Source organism: Halomonas sp. QHL1, assembly GCF_001882345.1.
Taxonomy (GTDB): domain Bacteria; phylum Pseudomonadota; class Gammaproteobacteria; order Pseudomonadales; family Halomonadaceae; genus Vreelandella.
In genome coordinates, this window is record NZ_MINL01000001.1 from 444,436 (window position 1) to 463,421 (window position 18,986).

The 18,986-nt window shown below is 54.6% G+C and carries 17 protein-coding genes; 8 read left to right on the top strand and 9 right to left on the bottom strand.

The genetic code is table 11. From position 1 onward, the window contains the following. Positions 1–92 precede the first annotated feature (92 nt). From ccoM to QHL1GM_RS02010, 3 genes are all read left to right on the top strand, one after another. Complete coding sequence (gene ccoM / locus QHL1GM_RS19290) at positions 93–248, top strand: cytochrome c oxidase subunit CcoM (RefSeq protein ID WP_175540329.1); 156 nt, start codon at positions 93–95, stop codon at positions 246–248. A gap of 217 nt (positions 249–465) precedes the next feature. Next, complete coding sequence (locus QHL1GM_RS02005) at positions 466–966, top strand: hypothetical protein (protein WP_071692994.1); 501 nt, start codon at positions 466–468, stop codon at positions 964–966. A 92-nt stretch (positions 967–1,058) separates the two neighbouring features. After that, positions 1,059–2,111: a diguanylate cyclase gene (locus tag QHL1GM_RS02010; protein ID WP_071695876.1), complete on the top strand. Its 1,053-nt coding sequence runs from the start codon at positions 1,059–1,061 to the stop codon at positions 2,109–2,111. On the opposite strand, the gene QHL1GM_RS02015 is transcribed toward QHL1GM_RS02010, so the two are convergent. From QHL1GM_RS02015 to QHL1GM_RS02040, 6 genes are all read right to left on the bottom strand, one after another. After that, positions 2,095–2,556, bottom strand: a complete 462-nt coding sequence (locus QHL1GM_RS02015; RefSeq protein ID WP_083570949.1) for a group 1 truncated hemoglobin — start codon at positions 2,554–2,556, stop codon at positions 2,095–2,097. The genes QHL1GM_RS02010 and QHL1GM_RS02015 overlap by 17 nt on opposite strands. Positions 2,557–2,566: 10 nt before the next feature. After that, a complete protein-coding gene (locus QHL1GM_RS02020) occupies positions 2,567–3,445 on the bottom strand; it encodes a DUF3034 family protein (RefSeq protein WP_254795237.1) in 879 nt (292 codons plus the stop codon). Next, on the bottom strand, positions 3,442–5,811 hold the full coding sequence (locus QHL1GM_RS02025) for an EAL domain-containing protein (protein WP_071692995.1): 2,370 nt from the start codon (positions 5,809–5,811) through the stop codon (positions 3,442–3,444). Before QHL1GM_RS02025 ends, QHL1GM_RS02020 begins: the two co-directional genes overlap by 4 nt. A 50-nt stretch (positions 5,812–5,861) precedes the next feature. Then, a complete protein-coding gene (locus tag QHL1GM_RS02030) occupies positions 5,862–6,551 on the bottom strand; it encodes a Cupredoxin (RefSeq protein WP_083570950.1) in 690 nt (229 codons plus the stop codon). 188 nt (positions 6,552–6,739) lie between these two features. Then, positions 6,740–7,270 carry a transglycosylase SLT domain-containing protein gene (locus QHL1GM_RS02035; RefSeq protein WP_254795238.1) on the bottom strand — a complete coding sequence of 177 codons (531 nt, stop codon included), beginning with the start codon at positions 7,268–7,270 and terminating at the stop codon, positions 6,740–6,742. A 46-nt stretch (positions 7,271–7,316) separates the two neighbouring features. Continuing rightward, entirely contained in the window at positions 7,317–9,035 is a 1,719-nt protein-coding gene (locus tag QHL1GM_RS02040; RefSeq protein WP_071692997.1) for a proline--tRNA ligase, read from the bottom strand. 271 nt (positions 9,036–9,306) lie between these two features. On the opposite strand from QHL1GM_RS02040, the gene QHL1GM_RS02045 reads away from it, so the two are divergent. Further along, positions 9,307–9,741, top strand: a complete 435-nt coding sequence (locus QHL1GM_RS02045) for a hypothetical protein (protein ID WP_071692998.1) — start codon at positions 9,307–9,309, stop codon at positions 9,739–9,741. A 69-nt stretch (positions 9,742–9,810) separates the two neighbouring features. Here QHL1GM_RS02045 and QHL1GM_RS02050 read toward each other — a convergent pair whose 3' ends face one another. The 3 genes from QHL1GM_RS02050 to QHL1GM_RS02060 form a co-directional block, all read right to left on the bottom strand. Next, a complete protein-coding gene (locus QHL1GM_RS02050; protein ID WP_071692999.1) occupies positions 9,811–11,226 on the bottom strand; it encodes an amidase in 1,416 nt (471 codons plus the stop codon). Positions 11,227–11,337: 111 nt separating this feature from the next. Then, on the bottom strand, positions 11,338–12,180 hold the full coding sequence (nfo, locus tag QHL1GM_RS02055) for a deoxyribonuclease IV (RefSeq protein ID WP_071693000.1): 843 nt from the start codon (positions 12,178–12,180) through the stop codon (positions 11,338–11,340). 43 nt (positions 12,181–12,223) lie between these two features. Further along, positions 12,224–12,982 carry a glycerophosphodiester phosphodiesterase family protein gene (locus tag QHL1GM_RS02060; protein ID WP_071693001.1) on the bottom strand — a complete coding sequence of 253 codons (759 nt, stop codon included), beginning with the start codon at positions 12,980–12,982 and terminating at the stop codon, positions 12,224–12,226. 227 nt (positions 12,983–13,209) lie between these two features. Between QHL1GM_RS02060 and QHL1GM_RS02065 the strand changes: the two genes are divergently transcribed. From QHL1GM_RS02065 to glpK, 4 genes are all read left to right on the top strand, one after another. Next, positions 13,210–14,187 carry an NADPH:quinone reductase gene (locus QHL1GM_RS02065; protein WP_071693002.1) on the top strand — a complete coding sequence of 326 codons (978 nt, stop codon included), beginning with the start codon at positions 13,210–13,212 and terminating at the stop codon, positions 14,185–14,187. 317 nt (positions 14,188–14,504) lie between these two features. Beyond that, complete coding sequence (locus tag QHL1GM_RS02070; RefSeq protein WP_071693003.1) at positions 14,505–16,463, top strand: SLC13 family permease; 1,959 nt, start codon at positions 14,505–14,507, stop codon at positions 16,461–16,463. Between the two features lie 125 nt (positions 16,464–16,588). Beyond that, positions 16,589–17,347 (top strand): DeoR/GlpR family transcriptional regulator, encoded by a 759-nt coding sequence (locus QHL1GM_RS02075; protein WP_071693004.1) that lies wholly within the window; start codon positions 16,589–16,591, stop codon positions 17,345–17,347. Positions 17,348–17,457: 110 nt separating this feature from the next. Then, a complete protein-coding gene (gene glpK, locus QHL1GM_RS02080) occupies positions 17,458–18,942 on the top strand; it encodes a glycerol kinase GlpK (protein WP_071693005.1) in 1,485 nt (494 codons plus the stop codon). The last annotated feature ends 44 nt before the right edge of the window (positions 18,943–18,986 follow it).

Here is an 18,986-nt window from a genome sequence, read left to right on the forward strand (position 1 = left end):
AATTGATCAGTATCAATTTCCTGTTCACCCGCTTTCCCCCGCCTACCGTAATTTGACCTAGGTCAGCATTCTTCCGCCGTTGAGTAGCTAGTATGAGCGCATACACCACGGCGGGAGGATTCACCATGTATTGGGATGACACAATTATTTTTGGCTTAACCACCGTCGCTTTAGTTATCGCATTTATGGTGGGTTGGGTGGGCTTCGTGATTCGCGATCATCTACGTAAAGATAAGCGCAAGAAGTAGCTTTCCTAGCTCATGTAAACCTTGTCAGGGGAGGGGGTTTGCTAGCTTAGTTTTACTAGCGTAGTAAGCCTCCTGTTGCCAGCCCATTTTGGGCTGGCTTTTTTTTTGAAATCTAATAAACGAGTGAGTTGAAAGCACATGGGTTGCGTTGAGGAGCAATGCAGGGCGTGCTCTGGTAAAGTTCGATGAAGGAATGAACAGACCAGGAAGCCATGCCATGAACGCAGTTGCCTTACACCGCAGCCCATGGGGCCGTGCACGTGATCGGTTAGCGTGCGTGTTAATTGTCTTGGGTATAACGCTCCCCGGGACTGCCGTTGCCCAGGCATTAAATATGATCAACGGCGATGTCACCCAAAAGGTTGCCCTAAGTGATTTGCGCGCTAGGTCTGACACAGCGTTTACGCTCTACGATCCCTTCCAAGGGCGTGATGTGGTGATGCGTGGCGTGGCGTTTCGAACCTTTCTAATTGATCAGTTTGGCGAAGTGCCCCCGGCGCTTCACTTTACCGCCTGGGATGACTACGAAGTTACCCTCGAGGGGTGGGACGATCCCAACTGGTATCTGATTAGCACAGAGGACGGCGACCCGCTTACCATCCGTTCGCGAGGCCCGGTGCGATTAGTAGAGCGCGACTATGGCGATCGCGACGTTGAAAACCTTCGTGAGTTCAACGACTGGATCTGGATGATCCGAAGCATCGAGGCGAAGTGGTGATATCCAAAACCAAGCCCGCTGCGAAATTATTAATACAACCACGCCCTTTAGCTCGCCAGCATCGCTACATTACGTGGTTGTCGTTGAGCTTGATGAGCTTTTTGGCGCTAATGGTACTGATTGTTTATGAGTCGCGCTGGGTGTATCCCGAAATACAGGCTTACTTCAGCCAAACGGGCAATTTAACAGGCCAACAGTTGGCGACCCGGTCGCGTGTCTATCTACAAAATACCCAATCCGAGCTGCTGACTGATCAGCCTGAGCAAGCGGCCTTCGATGCAGCCATCCTCAACATTGAGCTCGCATATGGCCTATTCGACGTGCACGTTTATCGGCAAGAGTATGAATGCGCTGAGCCTAACCTGATGATTTTAAATCGCGTATTGGCCCAGCTGGAGTTGCGCGAACTTGATCGTGTCGCTGCCGTGGGCGAGTTGCTTGAACCCATACAGTGCCTGACTCACATTGAGATGAACCAATTAGACCAGCGTGGGGCGGCGATTAATGATTTCTCTGGAAGCACGCGCCAGCATAATCAGGTGCTGACTTACTCCAGTTTATTAATCTTTGTGATGGGTTTGGTGTTTTGGTCGCTCCACGAGCGTCAGCTACGACGAACCGATCGCGCTACCCAAGAAACGTTTGAGTGGATGCAGCGGGCAATGCGCGACCCGCTCACCGGGATCGGCAATCGCAGCGCTTTGCATCAAGATGTGTTGGCGAAGCAGCATCAGTCGCTGGGGCTGATTCTGGTCGATATCGACTTTTTTAAACAGTACAACGATGCCTATGGGCACCCGCAAGGCGATACCCTGCTGCGCCAGCTGGCCACATTGATTGGTGAAACGCTAAATGATGAAGCGCAGCTCTACCGCTTGGGAGGAGACGAGTTTGCGGCACTACTTCGCTGTTCAGATACTGACACGCTGAAGAGCTACTGCCGTCAGTTAATTGAAGGGATTCGCGAAGCTAACTTTGCGCACCCTGCCCATCCGGATAAGAAAGGCGTTACCTTCAGCGTTGGCGGGTGCCGTTTTGTGGCCGATGAAGCAACGTTTGCCTACGCCTACGAAGCCGCTGACAAAGCACTCTACCGGGTTAAAACGGCGGGGCGTGATGGCTGGCAGGTTACTGAAGACGCATAATGTCTGCATACATGGGGGCGAGGCGGCCTAGTAGTTCATTGCGCGCGCCAAGGGCAATACCTTCCTCCTGCATAGCAGCGTCGAGATGTTCCACTAATCGATTAAAATGCCCATCCGTCAGGCCCATATGTTGATGAGCACGATCCATTGGCGGGCCTTCATAGCGGCAGGGGCCGTCACTTACATCACACAGCTGGCTGGCTAGCGACTCGGCAAATAAATCGATGTTTGTATTAGCAAAAAACACCACCACCTCGGGATCATCCGCAATCCGGTATAACAGGTTCTCAACCACCGCATCAATCGTGGCTTCCCCACCCAGGCGCTGATACAGCGGCGTATTTGTTGATTGATGAGCACAGCCTGCGAGCGAGAACGCGACCGTTGTAAAAATAACCGCTATTAAACAGCGGCGCATGGGATTGTGTTTGCGTTGATAGCTCATAACGCTCCGCTTAAAAAGCTGCCTGAAGTGAAAGATAGCCGCCGCGCTGTGAAGGGAGTCCGGCAATGTCGCCTAAGTCCAGCCAAGCGCCGGTGAGTGATAAGTGCTTATTGAAGAAGTAGGCAATGTAGAGACTTTGCCAATCATCCTCTTCAGCCACGCTCAGGTTATCGGGTTTCTGACGATACTCGGCGCCGACAATCCATTGCGGGGTAATAAAAACTCCCACGCTGCCTTCGGCTACCCACGAGCGGCTACCCTGATCGCCGCCAAAACCGAGTAGGCCGCCTTGGTTGGCGTCGGTATTGCGCAGGGTGGCGTTGAGCAACACATTGCGCCCAGCAACAGTACTAAACAGCAGCTTGCTGGTGCTGAGGTACACATCGGTGCCGCTTGTTTCATCGGCGCCGAGGGCAGTGGGAATGGTGCCATCAACCAGCCGTTTATGTTGTACACCAACACTCCAAATGCCCCACGGGTGATAGAGCACATCGCCGAGTAAGCGCACCTTGGCGCCGTAGATATCCTGGCCTAGCTCGCCACCCAGAGTCTCCAAATCAAGCGTTTGACGCGCCACAGAGACTTCAGCCCGATCATAAATATTCAGGCTGGCGCCGGTCACCGTTAGTCGATAATCGTCCACCCAGGCACGGGTAGCGGCGGCCGTGACGCCTATTTCCTGTTCGCTAGCGGTGCTTGAAAGCACAGCCCAAGGCGATAAACCGCCTCCCGCGGCCCCTTCAATAGCACTCACTCCACCGGTTCCTAGAATACGGCTACCGGCAAAAGAGGGCGCGGCCGCAAGCGCCAAACAGAGCGCTAGACTGGTGAAAAGGGCGTGGCGAAAGAGCGAGCTGGGCGGTGTAAAGATGGATTGAAATAGCATCATGGCTTTCTCTGGAGAGTCTTTAACAGGGAAGGCATTGGGTGGGGCAATGACAGCGACGTAAAACTATCCAACCAAGCGGGTAGCTCGTCAGCAGGCATCGGTTTAGCAATCCAATACCCCTGTAAATAGTCGCAGCCGAGCTTGCTCAGCAGTTCGGCGCTGGCGCGATTCTCAACCCCCTCGGCCACTAAGCGTAGACCCAGGCTATGACCCATTTCGATGGTCGAGCTGACAATGGTTAAGTCATCTTTTTGGGAATCAATTGCCAGCACAAAAGATTTATCGATCTTGAGCTCATCCACGGGTAGGCGTTTTATTTGCGCCAGGGAGGAGTAGCCAGTGCCGTAATCGTCAATGGCGATACGCAGCCCCAGCTGGTTGAGTTCTGTCAGTGTGGCCATGGCGGCATCAACGTCCTGCATAACGGCACTTTCAGTGACTTCGATACTCAGCCGGGCAGGGGCCAGCCGATAGCGTTCAAGTAAACTAGCCAAATAAGTAGCTAATTGGCGATCCATCACATCACTGGCGGAGAGGTTAACGGCTACTGATAGGTGGTAACCCCGCTGTTGCCAGGTATGCAGTTGAGCGCAGACATTGGCCAACATCCAGTGGCTAAGCATGCCGATACTTCCCGAGCGCTCGGCCAAGCTAATAAATTCATCGGGCGGTACAAATCCCAGCGAGGGGTGACGCCAGCGCATCAACGCTTCGCACTGATCGACACGGCCGTTACGTGTGTCTACTTTTGGCTGGTAAGCCATCCACAGCTCACCATTACCCACCGCGTCCTGTAGGTCGCGAATCAATGTGAGCTGGCGCAGATGGTGCTCATCCTGGCCCTCTAGATAGCGTTGGTGGGGGTGTCGGTGGCGGCGCGCCATATCCAGTGCTATATCCGATCGCCGCAGCAGCAGTTGCGGGCTGTCGCCATGGTCGGGGTAGTTGGTTTCACCGGCTGAAAGTGAGGGGGTAATGGGAGATTTATCGAGATCGATAGGGTGATGCAGCGTCGTGAACAGTCGGGTTCGCCAGGCAAAGTCGCTTCTTGACTGCTTGACGAGAAGCAGTAGCTCATCACTATCAAGCCGGTAGGCAGTGCTCTCAGTGTCATCAAAATGCTGCAAGCGTTTGGCCAGTGTGACCAGTACATGATCCCCCAGCGCGTAGCCGAAGGTGTCGTTAATGTCGCGCAAGTTATTAATCGCAAGCCGAAGCAGGGTAAATGGCTCGCCGCGTTGAATCAAAAGGCTTATGTCTTCCTGGGCACTGATGCGATTCGGCAGGTCGGTGAGTAAATCGTGACGGGACTGGTGATGAAGTGTGGCCTCGCGCTGAGCGATGCCCTCCTGCATGGCGAGTAGTGTCGACGCCAAAAGGCCGGTTTCGCTGCGCTCGGTGCCTATCGGTAATTCGGTAAAACGCTCGCCGCGTCCAATGCGCTGTGCCGCCTGGGAAAGCTCCATTAACGGTTTGCTCATGCTCCGTGCACTCCACATGGCAATGAGCACGGTAAATAGCAGAATCAGGGCAATGATTCCCAGCAGTTGCCACTGCAAGGAGCGGTAAGCGCCGAGTAGCTCGTTGCGGGATATTTGGAGTAGCGCATAGGTGTGATTAGCATCGTCGGAATTGAGTTGACTCGCATAGGAGAGATACTCCGCATCCGGTGTCATCTGGCTGTGTAAGGAGTATTCGCCATTGATTAACGCATCACCTCGCCCGCTCATTAACTGCTGTGCTAACTGCTCATCATGAGTGCTTTCAAGGTAACTGATCTCACTGTTATCAAGGAAGTTAACAATGCTGATATCAAGCCCCGTTAGCGCGTTAATCTCTTCCGTCACCGCCTCATTAATTAAAAAGCCCATGCCGACCCAGCCAATTAGATTGGGGGCACGAACGGGCAGCAGCGCAAACTCATAAGGCTGACCGTCGGCGATGACAACGCTAACCGCTTCGCCCTCTTGGCGAGCCCGCTCGAATAGTTGCGGAAAAGGCATCGGGCTATTTTGCGCGTGATGGCTGCTGGCTAAAATATGGCCATCTAGGCCGCTGAGTAACACGATGTCTGCCTTGGCTCGATCACCATGGTTGGCCAGGACAGAGTAGAGCGTCTCGGTATCCTGGGTGGAAACGGCGCTTTTAAAACCGAAGTCATCAGCGAGAATGGCGACATTGTTGGCTAACTGCTCACCGCGAGCGTCTAGCAGTTGTTCCAATACCTTGGCGCCCACTTCTAAACGTTGGGAACCTTTTGCAATGACGTCGTTTTGGGTCGCGCGAAGAAACGCCACCCCGGTGGCGAGTTGCGAGACAATCACCACTGTCAGTAGCACGAGCATCAGGCGCGTTCTAAAGCGCATAGCAACCTCACTAAGTGGCGGACCGCCATCTCCTTAACACTGGTAGGAACTTAAGTGGCATCTTTAAAGCGTTGCTGAAGCGGTGAAAGGGTTGGCTCTGGCGGTGGTAGCGCATTGAGTTCCAAGTTGACGTCCAGTTGGTCCATATCTGAAATCACACCGTCCCACCAGACTTGCTGGCTATCATCCAGTAGCGGGTGCCAAATGCGCACTCGGTGCTGACCAGGCGGCAGCGTCGGCAGGTTAAGCATGCCTTCGGCACCCGTTGTTGCTGCAAAAGGGGCGTCGCTGACGACAATAAATGCCTGCATATGATCGTGAATATTGCACCCTAAAACGACAATGCCGGGTTGATCGAAGTGAACCGGCGGAGGCGTTTCTTGTAGGTAGAGATTTAAATCGAAGGTTTTGGCCGGTGAAAAAGAGTAGACGTGATGACGGGTTGTATCTTGGTTGGGAAATGCCACGTAGCTGCCGGTAGGGACGGTTAGTACCTTGGGGTGAAAGGCGGCATCACGCTGATAGATGTTCTTTTCTTGAGGCGGATTGCCCTCCGCCGAATCGTAGTAAACCTCAACGACTGCATCCTCAAGCGGTTGGCCCTCAGCACTGCTGATGTTTATCTGTGCGGCATTAGCGGTTGAGCCAAGTAGGGTTATTATCACCAGTGCAAATAGCGGGGCTGCGTAGGCACTGATAAAACCCATAAAAGGGCGCTGTTGTAGTGTTGGCTCTGGCATTTAGATCGGCATCCGGCATTAAGCTGACAAATCGTTAAGTTTAATAGTGGATGGATTATGCAAGAAAGTCATGCGTTTGGCTTAACGGTAAGCCAACACTTTTACTTTGTCCTTAACCCATAGCTAAGCACTGGCACTGGTGACCAAGTTAGCTTGTACCGATGAGGCGAGGTGAGGAGATGCGTTGTTTAACGCAATGTTGGCTGGCGCCAAGTATTCCGCCAGGCGTGCATGACCCGCTCCGGGTACCAGGTTTCGCCCAAGCTGCCGTTATAGCGCGCTAGCGCGCGGGTAAAGTCGCCATTCTCGATAGCGAGGTAGTGCGCCAAAATGGTACAGCCATAGCGCAGATTGCGCGGCGGGTAGGTTAAGTCGTCAATCGGTAGCCCAAGTTCGCTGACCCAAAAAGGCATGATTTGCATCAGGCCAACGGCGCCTGCCGAGGAAATAGCATCCGCTTTGAAGGCACTTTCCACCTGAATCAGTGCTAACACCAAATCAGGTGGTAAGCCTGCCAGTCTGGCTTCTTGGTAGATACGTGTTAGCAGTGTCTGGCGATGTGCCGCATCATCAATAAAGCGCACTAGCGGCGTGTCCATGCGTTCACGCCACTGACGCGCTATCCACTGCTGTTGAGCCGTTTGATGCTGCTGATTGGCAGACTCAAGCGTAGGCCGCAGCGTTTGAGGTAGCGGCTGAGCCGCAGCTGGGCTTGTCATTACTAGCCCAGCGCCGCTCAGCAATAGCCCGCTAAGCGTTACGGCCTTAGCTAGCTTTCTCACGCAAAAAGTCGATGATTTGATCCGCAGGCACCATGGTGGCTTCGCTATCCTGGCGTCCTTTATATTCCAGTTCGCCGTTGTCCAGGCCTCGGTCACCGATTACCAGGCGATGAGGAACGCCCATCAGCTCCAAATCAGCAAATTTAACCCCAGGACGGGTGTCGCGGTCATCCAGCAAGACATCTAAGCCGGCTGCGGTGAGCGCTTGGTAAAGACGCTCAGACTCTTCGCGAACACGTTGGGATTTGTGTGCATTCATCGGCACCAGCGCCACCTGGAAGGGGGCAATGGCGTTGGGCCAGATAATGCCGGATTCGTCGTGGTTCTGCTCAATGGCGGCAGCAACCACGCGGGTCACGCCGATGCCGTAGCAACCCATCCACGGGTGGCTGGTTTTGCCGTTGTCGCCCAGCACATTGGCGTTCATCGCCTGGGAGTACTTTTGGCCAAGCTGGAAAACGTGTCCGACTTCAATGCCGCGCTTGATGGAAAGCGTACCTTGGCCATCGGGAGACGGATCGCCTTCAACCACATTACGCAGATCGGCAACCTCGGGCAGGGCAACATCGCGCTCCCAGTTAATGCCGAAGTAGTGCTTGTCATCCACATTGGCACCGGCGCCGAAGTCGCTCATCAGCGCGACGCTGCGGTCAATAATCACCGGCATATTCAAGCCCACCGGGCCGAGCGAACCGGGCCCAGCACCCACCGCAGCGCGAATCTCCTCTTCGCTGCCCATGGTCAGCGGCGCAGCAACTTGTGGAAGGTTCTCTGCTTTTACCTCGTTCAGCTCATGATCGCCGCGCACCAATAGGGCAATAAGGCCACCTTCGGCGGCACGTACGATTAGGGTCTTGACCGTTTTCTCGATCGGTAGCTCGAACTGCTCGACCAATGCGGCGATGGTTTTGGCGTTAGGCGTATCTACCAGATGCATCTCTTGGGTAGGTGCTTCGCGCTGGATGTCGCTGCCCAGCGGAGCAGGCAGCGCTTCGGCTTTTTCCATGTTCGCAGCGTAGTCGGAGGCGTTAGAGAACACGATGTCATCTTCGCCCGAACCCGCCAGTACGTGGAACTCATGGGAGCCAGTGCCGCCAATAGAACCGTTGTCGGCGATTACCGAGCGGAAGTCGAGGCCCAGTCGCGTGAAAATGCGTGTGTAGGCGTCGTACATATCCTGGTAAGTCTGTTTCAGCGAAGCTTCATCTAGGTGAAAGGAGTAAGCGTCCTTCATAATGAACTCGCGGGAGCGCATTACCCCAAAGCGTGGGCGAATCTCGTCACGGAACTTGGTCTGAATCTGGTAGAAATTAACCGGCAGCTGTTTATAGCTGGCGATCTCTTTGCGGACCAGGTCGGTAATCACTTCTTCGTGGGTCGGGCCGACGCAGTAGTCGCGGTCGTGGCGATCTTTCAGTCGTAACAGTTCAGGGCCATACTGCTCCCAACGGCCAGACTCCTGCCAAAGCTCGGCGGGCTGCACGGCGGGCATCAGTACTTCTTGGGCACCTGCACGGTTCATCTCTTCGCGCACAATGGCTTCCACTTTGCGCAGGGTGCGCAGGCCAAGTGGCAGCCAAGTGTATAGCCCTGAGGTTAAGCGGCGAATCATGCCGGCACGAAGCATTAGCTGATGGCTAATGACTTCGGCGTCAGCCGGGGTTTCTTTAAGAGTGGCAATCAGTAGTTGGCTGGCGCGCATGGGCGTAAGCATTCCTTGGTTTTTGAAAACTGGATTCTTGAAAACGAGATTTTTGAAAACCTGGTTCTTGAAATAGTACTTGGAAGCGTTGAATGGGGACATTGTACGGTCTAGCGGTTAAAGCGGCAAAATAGTGCTTATGTTCAAATGATCTATGCTTTTGGATGGCTGTGCTAAACTGATCGAGTTTTACGGCACGATAGTCGGCACAAAACCAAAGCACAGTTTGCTATATCGACTATCGTTACTATTTCTGTTTGAGGGAACCTTCATGCACCAAGCAGTTCGTCGCTGGTTGACTGGCGCCGTGGTTGGCGTTTCCATCGTGTCATTGAGTGGTTGTGGTACGCTTTTTCACCCAGAGCGTAAGGGCCAAATGAGCGGCGATATTGACCCAGTCATTGCTGTCGCTAATGGGGTGGGTTTACTGTTCTTCATCGTACCCGGAGTGATTGCTTACGCCGTGGATTTCTCAAATGGCACTATCTATTTGCCGGGCCGCAGCAGCACCTCAATAGATGTTCACCACTTAGACGACGCTATGGATGTAGCTTCCCTGGAAAAACTGCTCTCGGAGAAAGCCGGTCAACCGGTGAGCTTAGAGAGCGAATTGGTCATGATTGAAGAGATGAGCAGCTTGGACGAAGCGCTGGCGATGGTGCGCATGTCGGGCGTGCTAGACCAAGAAAAGCTTTCGGCGATGTAACGTCCCTGTCGACCGCTAAAACCCAGCCAAGCATTACGCTTTGCTGGGTTTTTTTATGCTGATCAGCTGTTAAGCATACTGGGCGGGGTTGGGCACGCTGGGAAAACGTGGTGGGTGCGCTTCCATGTAAGCGTGGCAGGCACGCAGAACCCGTACATCATCAAATTTACCGCCCGCAAGCTGAAAACCTACCGGTAAGCCGTTATCGGTAAAACCGCAAGGCACCGATGCCGCAGGCTGCTGGCTCAGGTTGAACGGGTAGCTAAAGGGCGCCCACTCTTCCCAGTCCCGCATATCACTGCCCGGGGGAACTTCCTGGTTAATTTCAAACGGCGGAATAGCCACCGAGGGCGTCATCAGCAGGTGGTACTCTTGGTTAAAGTGCTCCAAGCACTGGGTTAATTCCGCACGATCCGCCAAGGCACGAAACAGCTCAACAGCTTTCCAGGGTTCGGCTTCACTGGCATTAGCCACCATGCCTGAATCCAGCAGCGTACGTTGATGGCCATCCATTTGTGACCACTGCTCTAAAGAGGCGGTAAACCAAAGCTTGCGAAAGGTATCCAATGGTGACGAAAAGCCGGGATGCACTTCGACAACTTCCGCGCCTAACGCCTCCAGCCTGCTGGCAGCCTCGCGCACGCGTTCGGCAACCTGGGGATCTACCTTGGCGTAGCCAAGATCGGCGGAGTAACCAATCCGCAGCCCGGTTAAGCCTTTATCCAAATCTACGCCCCAGCATTCTGGCTGACCGCGGGTGGCATATGGGTCACGGTAGTCGTATCGCCCCATCACATTGAGCATGCTGACGGCGTCGCGCACCGTGCGGGTTAGCGGCCCCAGGTGCGATAGGCTGGGCTCTTTAGCTGGCGGCCACTGGGGCGTCCAGCCAAATGTGGGTTTGAAGCCAAAGACACCGGTGAAAGCAGCGGGGATACGGATGGAGCCGCCGGAGTCGCCGCCCTGGTGCAGCACGCCCATATTGAGCGCGGCGGCCGCGGCGGCCCCGCCGGAAGAGCCGCCGGGCGTTAACCGCGTATCCCAGGGGTTAGCCGTGGCGCCAAAGACACGGTTATCGGTAACTGCTTTCCAGCCAAATTCGGGTGTGTTGGTTTTACCTAATATGATGGCGCCCGCTTCACGCAGCATGCGCGCGGGTGGCGCGTCGGTGTCGCATAATGCTTCGGAAGAGGTGAGCGAGCCTTCACGGCAGGGCATGCCCGCCACTTGGGTCAGGTCTTTAAGCGATACCGGCACCCCGTCGATGGGGCTTAGCGGCTTGCCTTGGCCCCAGCGCCGTGCCGAGGCTTTGGCCGCCGATTCTGCACCTTCAGCATCCACATACACATAGGCGTTAACATCTGGATTGAAGCGCTCGATCCGCTCAAGGGCGGCACGGGTCGCTTCTAGCGGGGAGGCCTCTCGGCTTTCAAACAAGTGAGCTAGGGTCTGGGCATCTAAACTGCCAAGATCTGTATCGCTCATTGCACACTCCTTACGTAGGCTGGGGCTTGGGTAAAGGAGTTTAAGCGTAGGCAAGCATTGCCGGGCGTGCAAAAACCGCTGCACCGCAGGATGACACTATGCACCCATCGCTCAGGCGTTTTGAGCGCGCAGCCAGGCTATTTCATCAGCCCATATCTCGGGTTCGATGGTCTCTAGGATCATGGGAATAGCGTTAATCCTTGGTTCCTGCATGATGGCGGTAAAGGCGGGCAGGCCGATGTTGCCTTTGCCCAGGCTATGGTGACGGTCCACGCGGCTGGCAAGGTTGCTTTTGGCATCGTTTAAATGCATGCCGCGCAGATACTCAAAGCCGACAACGCTGCCTAGCTCATCAAGCGTTGCCTGGGTAGCCTCTGACGTGCGCAAATCATAGCCCGCCGCGAAGGCGTGGCAGGTGTCAATACACACTCCCACGCGAGTTTTATCGTCCACGTGGGCAATGATTTCGGCTAAATGCTCGAAGCGCCAGCCCAGGTTAGTGCCTTGGCCAGCGGTATTTTCAATCACCGCCGTGACGCCCTGGGTATGCGTTAGCGCTTCATTGACGGATTCAGCGATACGCTTCAAGCAGTCGCTTTCGCTGATTTTGTTCAAATGGCTGCCAGGGTGGAAATTAAGCAGCGTCAGTCCCAGCTGCTCGCAGCGCTGCATCTCATCCAGAAACGCATCCCGGGATTTGCGCAGGCCTTCCTGCTCGGGGTGACCCAGATTAATCAGATAGCTGTCGTGGGGCAAAATCTGCTCAGGGGCGAAGTTGTGCTCGGCGCAGGCATCGCGAAAGGCTTGAATTGCCTCATCGGTTAGCGGCTTGCCTTTCCATTGACGCTGATTTTTGGTGAATAGCGCAAAGGCATCCGCGCCAATTTCCACCGCTCGGTGCACGGCTTGGTCTGCGCCGCCAGCGGCGCTAACATGGGCTCCTAGGTACTTCACGGTGGACTCCTTGTCAGTGTGTGAACTTATAAGTTGTTAGAGTTTATCTATGGCTGTCTAAAAAGCGCTTGAACGCGGCGGGTTCATCGGTGATGACACTGCCGATACCCCACTCCCAGCGGTTATGAAAGGCGCTGGGGTCATTGGCGGTATAGCACAATATTTGATAGCCATCGCGTTGCATAGCGTCGGCTTGGGCGCGCTTCAAACGCGGCCAGTGAGGGTGCACGCTGAAAGCTTCAATGGCCTCGCACTGCTCACGCCAGCTTTTGGGCACGCTACCGAACAGCACGCCCAGGGCCAGTCGCTCTTTACTGGCAAATTGACGGCAGTGGCTAAGGGCGCTGGCATTGAAGGAGGAGATAATCAAACGCTCGGCGGGAAGAGTATCGAGCATTTCCGGCAACGCGCGATCAACCAGCGCGATGGGGTCGCGGCCTTTGTTGACCTTGATTTCCATATTGACGCCCATTTCCAGCTCGTTAAGCAGTGCCAACATCTCGCTGAGGCTAGGCATCTTCTCACCCGTAAACCGATCGTCAAACCATCCCCCTGCATCCAGGGTTTGCGTCTTGGCCCAGCTCATGGAGGCGAGCCCGCCACGTCCGTTTGAGCAGCGTGCGACATCGCCGTCGTGCCAAATCACCGGGGTGCCGTCACCCAGTAGCTGCACATCCAGCTCTACCCATGTGGCTCCCGCTTGGTGGGCAGCGCGCACCGCCGCTAGGGTGTTTTCAGGGGCGGCGGCGGAGTAGCCGCGGTGGGCAATCAGCGCAGGGAGTTGAATAGCGGGATGCGTCATGACAAATCTCTAAGCCTTAGACGATAAAAGAGCGCTAATACTAACATGGGCGCATGACAGCGGGATTGCAGTGCCTTGCGCACTGAGTGGGTAAAAATACGCTAGCGTGCTAGCTTGATTTAAACGCCGCGACGCGCTTGTATAGCAGGACCTGATGTCGTGCTGTCCATTATTGAGAGATGGCGTATCAACCGAATAATAAGCGAATTACACAATAAGGAGTCCTAATGTCTCAGCGTATTCAGTTTGCCCACACCGGCGGTTCTGAAGTGCTTGAACTGGTCGACGTTTCCCCCGCTGAACCCGGCCAGGGTGAAGTGCGTATCGCCAATAAAGCTGTCGGCCTTAATTTTATCGATATCTATTTTCGTACTGGGCTTTACCCAGCGCCCTCTATGCCTTCGGGGCTAGGCACCGAAGGCGCTGGCGTAGTCGATGCGGTAGGTGAAGGGGTGACCCACTTAAACGTTGGTGATCGCGTGGCCTATGCCCAAGGCCCTTTGGGCGCCTATGCAGAGCTGCATGTGTTGCCTGCGGCTAAAGTGGTCAAGCTCCCCGACTTCGTTGATTTCGAAACCGCAGCGGCGAGTATGCTCAAGGGTCTGACCGTGCAGTATCTGCTGCGCCAAACCTATGAACTTAAAGGTGGCGAAACCATTCTGTTTCACGCCGCGGCGGGTGGGGTAGGGTCGATTGCCTGCCAGTGGGCGAAGTCACTAGGCGTTAAACTGATCGGCACTGTGAGCTCACAGGAAAAAGCGGATTTAGCCATGGCCAACGGTGCCTGGGCGACAATTAATTACAGCGAAGAGAACGTGGTGGAGCGCGTACGCGAGCTTACCAATGGCGGCATGTGCGATGTGGTATACGACTCGGTGGGTAAAGACACCTGGGAAATGTCACTGGACTGCTTAAAACCTCGTGGGCTGATGGTCAGCTTTGGCAACGCTTCTGGCCCGGTGGATGGCGTTAATATCGGTATTCTTAACCAGAAGGGCGCGCTCTACGTGACGCGCCCCAGCCTTAATGGCTACGCCGACACCCGCGAGCGTTTGGAAATGATGTGCGAAGAGTTTTTCGCCATGATTGAAAGCGGTAAGGTCAAAATCGATATCGCCAACCGCTACCCACTGGCAGAAGCGGGCAAAGCTCAAGACGCTCTGCAAAGCCGCAAAACCACCGGGTCTACTGTTCTGTTGCCGTAGCGAGTTCGTTTTAGCCGACGCTAGAGCTTTGAGAGGAGGAACAGATTCAGCCTGAAGCGGTTGCTTTCGCCAGGGCCAGGAAGTGTTCTAGACCTCGAAGGCTGCCCGCTTTGTTCTTTATTGCATTAACGTTATGCAGCTCGGCTTTGCCGGGCTTTTTTGTGTCTGAACCATGTGTTTACAGGCTATGCGTATGCAGGGGCTATACCTCTGTATAGTAAACGTCTAATGTGCAGGAGAAATGGCCATGTTGAAAGCGTGGCGCGCATCAATCGTAGGCTGCCCTTATCAAGCGGTGGCAAGGGAGTAGTAAAAGGATGTCGGCTGAGGACATAAGTGTCGAGAGTTCAGGTGCTGAGGGCTCAGGTGTTGAGAACCTAGGATTAGAAGCCTTAGGGCTTGAGTGGTTAGCGCTCGCTCCCAGCACGCTGGTGTTTATCGTGCTGGGACTCACCCTGGTCGCTTTTATATGGGGTCGATTTCGCTATGACTTAGTGGCGTTGGCGGCGTTGCTGGGCTCGGTCATGTTGGGGCTCGTACCGGCTGATAACGCGTTCACAGGTTTCGGCCACCCAGCGGTAATTACCGTAGCTGCCGTGCTGGTGCTTAGCCGCGGCTTTGAGCGCTCGGGTGTGGTCGATATTATTGCCAATCAGGTGCTGAAAGTAGGTGAAAATCTGCTCCTCCAACTATTGGTACTGGTGGGTACCATTGTTTTGCTATCGGGGATTATGAATAACGTGGGTGCCCTGGCGCTGTTGCTACCAGTGGCCATGCGGCTTGCTCGCGAACACAATACCTCGCCTTCTTTACTGCTTATGCCCCTGGCGTTTGGGTCTTTGCTCGGCGGCCTGACAACGTTGATTGGTACCCCGCCCAACATCATTATTTCCAGTTATCGCCGGGATGTAACGGGCGAGGCGTTTAGCATGTTTAGCTTTTCACCCGTTGGCATTGCAGTGGCGCTGGCGGGGTTGGCGTTTATCGTTCTGGTGGGCTGGCGCTTGACGCCTAAGCGTAGCGGCCAAGCTTCCACGGATGAAATGTTCGATACCGCCAACTATTTAGTCGAGTTGAAAGTGGGCGAAGAGTCGAAAGCCAAAGGCTTAACGCTACAGCAGTTGCGCGACGAACTGGACGAAACCATCCCCGTGTTAGCGGTGGTGCGCGATGACAACCGTCGGGCAGGCTACAACTTCCACGGCGCCTTGGAAGAGGGCGATATTCTGTTGTTAGAGGCAGGGCCTGATGAGCTCCAGATGCTGGAAGACAAGGTGGGGCTTAGCGCGATCGCTGAACTGGAGGAAGAATCCGAGGACGATCCAGAAGTGAATGATGCTGAGCATCCAGCTAGTCACAAAGATGCAGATAAGGCAAAAAATAAAGACGCCGCACAGGATCAACAGCCGGTGGATACCGAAGGCCTGCAGTTGATCGAGGCCGTCGTTCGCAATGACTCGATGATGATTAACCGCAGCGTACGCCAGCTACGTTTGAACCATCAGTTTGGTCTCCATCTGGTAGCGGTTGCCCGTGATGGTGGACGTCTGAAACAGCGGTTGCGGGATATTCGTTTTAAAAACGGCGACGTTTTGCTGCTCCAAGGCAGTGAAAATGAACTTGCGGATAGCTTAGCCTCGCTGGGCTGTCTGCCACTAGCGAGCCGTGAGTTGCATCTGGGCCAGCCTCGCAAGCTGGCTATATCCATTGCCATTTTTGCTTTGGCGATCGTTGCCATGCTGTTTGATCTACTCCCGGCCGCTGTGGCCATGAGTACTGCTGCACTGATTTCGCTACTGATTGGCGTATTACCGTTACGCGAGGGGTATCAAGCTATTGATGGCCCCGTCATAGTGCTGTTAGCCGCGATGATACCCGTAGGTGAGGCATTAGAAACTAGCGGCGGCGCGGATTTGATTGCCAATGCGCTGCTGGGCTTTGGCAGCGACTGGCCGGTGGTCGTCACGATGATTATCCTGTTTTTACTCTCTATGCTGCTCTCTAACGTGGTCAACAATGCGGCGGCTGCGCTGTTGATGGCGCCTATTGCGGTGAGCTTAGCCAATGGCTTTGATGTCTCACTCGATCCGTTCCTGATGGTGGTAGCCGTTAGCGCTTCCTGTGCGTTTTTAACCCCTATCGGGCACCAATCCAATACGCTGGTGCTAGGGCCTGGCGGCTACCGCTTTGGTGATTATTGGAAGCTGGGCTTACCGCTTTCATTGGTCGTGCTGGTGGTGGCTATCCCCATGATTTTATTGATATGGCCTCTATAATAAGCGATATCACCGCTCGGTCTGTCAGCTCGGTGTTAGCCGAATTGCTTGAAGAAAGCTATTAGGTTTCGAAAATTTTGCTAGATTATGTTCAGATATTAATAAAAATCGAACAGGCCGGGCTTATGAATCAACAATTTCGTCAGGATGCCATTGTCGAGCTGGTTCGTCAGCACGGCTATATGAGTATCGAGCAGCTCACCGATCATTTCGCTGTGACACCGCAAACCATCCGGCGTGATTTGAATACCCTGGCTGATGAAGGTCGTGTTCGGCGAGTTCATGGCGGGGTGGGAATCGAGTCGAGTACGGTGAATACCGCCTATAGCACGCGCAAGACACTGCATCTGGAAGAGAAAGAGCGCATAGCCCGCTGTTTAGCCCAGCACATCCCTAATCACTCCTCACTATTTATTAACATTGGCACAAGCAATGAAGTGATTGCTCAAGCGCTGCTGGAGCACCAGGGCCTTGAGATTATTACCAATAATCTTAACGTTGCCGCCATCCTGCAGCATAAAGAGGATTTCACCGTGATTATTGCCGGTGGGCAGGTGCGCTCCCGGGACGGTGGTATTATCGGTGAAGCCACTATCGACTTCATAAATCAGTTCAAAGTGGACTACGGCATTATCGGCATCAGCGGTATCGATGAGGATGGCTCGCTGCTGGAATTTGACTACCAGGAAGTGCGCGTTGCTCAGGCGATTATTGCCAATTCGCGGCGTATTTATTTGGCGGCAGATTACTCTAAATTCCATCGTAACCCGGTCGTGCGGCAAGGCAATCTGGAACAGCTGGATGCGCTATTTACCGACCGCAAGCCGCCAGAAGCAATTCAGCGCTTGCTGACGCAACACGATGTGGCGCTGTATCTTGCTTAATGAGCCAGTTTCAGCCTTGAGCATTTTAGGCGGCTAGAGTAGCCTTGAATCATAATAAAGCGAAAGCAAGTATACAAAATCGAAAGACAATACAACAAAGTGAACTCGATATGTCCTCTTTTATACTCGCCATTGATCAAGGTACCACCAGCTCCCGCGCCATTCTGTTTGACCGCCAAGGCCAGGTGGCCGCTGTTGCCCAGCAGGAATTCACGCAGCACTTTCCCCACGATGGATGGATTGAGCACAACCCTGAAGATATTTGGGACACAGTGGTAGCGACCTGCCGGGATGTGATGCACAACGCAGAGATTACCGCCGACCAGATAGCGGGAATCGGCATTACCAACCAGCGGGAAACCGCTATTCTGTGGGATCGGAAAACGGGTAAACCCCTCTATAACGCCATCGTTTGGCAGGATCGTCGCACCTCTGATTTGTGCCAATCGCTGCGTGATAAAGGTCACACCGATGTCGTTCAGGCTAAAACGGGCCTGTTGATTGATCCGTACTTTTCAGCCACCAAGCTTGCCTGGATATTGGATAACGTTGGGGGCGCTCGGCAGCTTGCAGAGCAGGGCGAGCTGGCGTTCGGGACGGTAGATAGCTTTTTAATCTGGCGGCTGACCGGTGGTAAGCAGCACGTTACCGATGCCACCAACGCTTCCCGTACGGCGCTGTTTAATATCCATACCCAGGAGTGGGATGAAGAGCTGCTGACGCTATTTAATATCCCCGCGAATCTTTTGCCGGAAGTGAAAGACTCCAGCGATGATTTTGGCAACACCGAAGCGCACTGGCTGGGTGCTGCGCTGCCCATTGCTGGCGTAGCGGGGGACCAGCAGGCTGCTTTAGTGGGGCAGGCGTGCTTTCAACCGGGGATGGGTAAAAGCACCTACGGCACCGGCTGTTTTATGATTGTGAATACCGGCGAAACGCCGTCGCTGTCGCGCAATCGCCTGCTGACCACCATTGGCTACCGGCTTAACGGCAAGCCGACCTACGCCATGGAGGGCAGCATTTTCGTGGCGGGGGCGACGGTGCAGTGGTTACGTGACGGTTTGAACCTGTTTGCCGACGCCTCGGAAACGGAAGCTTTGGCTCAGGAGACCCGCAGCGGCCACAGCGTTTATCTGGTGCCCGCCTTTACCGGCCTAGGAGCCCCGCACTGGGACCCCAAAGCGCGCGGCGCAATTTTTGGGTTAACCCGCGATACCGGTATTGCTGAAATAGTCGCCGCTGGCCTGCAGGCGGTGTGCTATCAAACCCGCGACCTGCAGCACTGCATGAACGACGATATGGAGGCCCCACCGGGCACTTTACGTGTCGACGGCGGCATGGTGAAGAACAGCTGGGTGATGCAGTTTCTTGCCGATATGCTGGGAGTCCAGGTAGATCGTCCCACCATCCTGGAAACCACCGCGCTGGGGGCAGCTTACTTGGCTGGGCTGCGTCTCGGCTGGTATCAAACACTGGAAGAGATTGAGCAGCTGTGGCGCTGCGAGAAAAGCTTTATGCCTGCGATGGAGGAGACCACTCGCGAGCAGCTCTATCAGGGCTGGCTTGATGCCGTTTCACGCGTGCGCTCTACCTAGGTCACATGATCAATAGCAAATTTGCCCCTTCATTCAGCTGAGGG

Coding starts and splice junctions, on each gene's coding strand:
- ccoM (WP_175540329.1), top strand. CDS start 93: ATGAGCGCATACACCACGGCGGGAGGATTCACCATGTATTGGGATGAC.
- QHL1GM_RS02005 (WP_071692994.1), top strand. CDS start 466: ATGAACGCAGTTGCCTTACACCGCAGCCCATGGGGCCGTGCACGTGAT.
- QHL1GM_RS02010 (WP_071695876.1), top strand. CDS start 1,059: ATGAGCTTTTTGGCGCTAATGGTACTGATTGTTTATGAGTCGCGCTGG.
- QHL1GM_RS02015 (WP_083570949.1), bottom strand. CDS start 2,556: ATGAGCTATCAACGCAAACACAATCCCATGCGCCGCTGTTTAATAGCG.
- QHL1GM_RS02020 (WP_254795237.1), bottom strand. CDS start 3,445: ATGATGCTATTTCAATCCATCTTTACACCGCCCAGCTCGCTCTTTCGC.
- QHL1GM_RS02025 (WP_071692995.1), bottom strand. CDS start 5,811: ATGCGCTTTAGAACGCGCCTGATGCTCGTGCTACTGACAGTGGTGATT.
- QHL1GM_RS02030 (WP_083570950.1), bottom strand. CDS start 6,551: ATGCCAGAGCCAACACTACAACAGCGCCCTTTTATGGGTTTTATCAGT.
- QHL1GM_RS02035 (WP_254795238.1), bottom strand. CDS start 7,270: ATGACAAGCCCAGCTGCGGCTCAGCCGCTACCTCAAACGCTGCGGCCT.
- QHL1GM_RS02040 (WP_071692997.1), bottom strand. CDS start 9,035: ATGCGCGCCAGCCAACTACTGATTGCCACTCTTAAAGAAACCCCGGCT.
- QHL1GM_RS02045 (WP_071692998.1), top strand. CDS start 9,307: ATGCACCAAGCAGTTCGTCGCTGGTTGACTGGCGCCGTGGTTGGCGTT.
- QHL1GM_RS02050 (WP_071692999.1), bottom strand. CDS start 11,226: ATGAGCGATACAGATCTTGGCAGTTTAGATGCCCAGACCCTAGCTCAC.
- QHL1GM_RS02060 (WP_071693001.1), bottom strand. CDS start 12,982: ATGACGCATCCCGCTATTCAACTCCCTGCGCTGATTGCCCACCGCGGC.
- QHL1GM_RS02065 (WP_071693002.1), top strand. CDS start 13,210: ATGTCTCAGCGTATTCAGTTTGCCCACACCGGCGGTTCTGAAGTGCTT.
- QHL1GM_RS02070 (WP_071693003.1), top strand. CDS start 14,505: ATGTCGGCTGAGGACATAAGTGTCGAGAGTTCAGGTGCTGAGGGCTCA.
- QHL1GM_RS02075 (WP_071693004.1), top strand. CDS start 16,589: ATGAATCAACAATTTCGTCAGGATGCCATTGTCGAGCTGGTTCGTCAG.
- glpK (WP_071693005.1), top strand. CDS start 17,458: ATGTCCTCTTTTATACTCGCCATTGATCAAGGTACCACCAGCTCCCGC.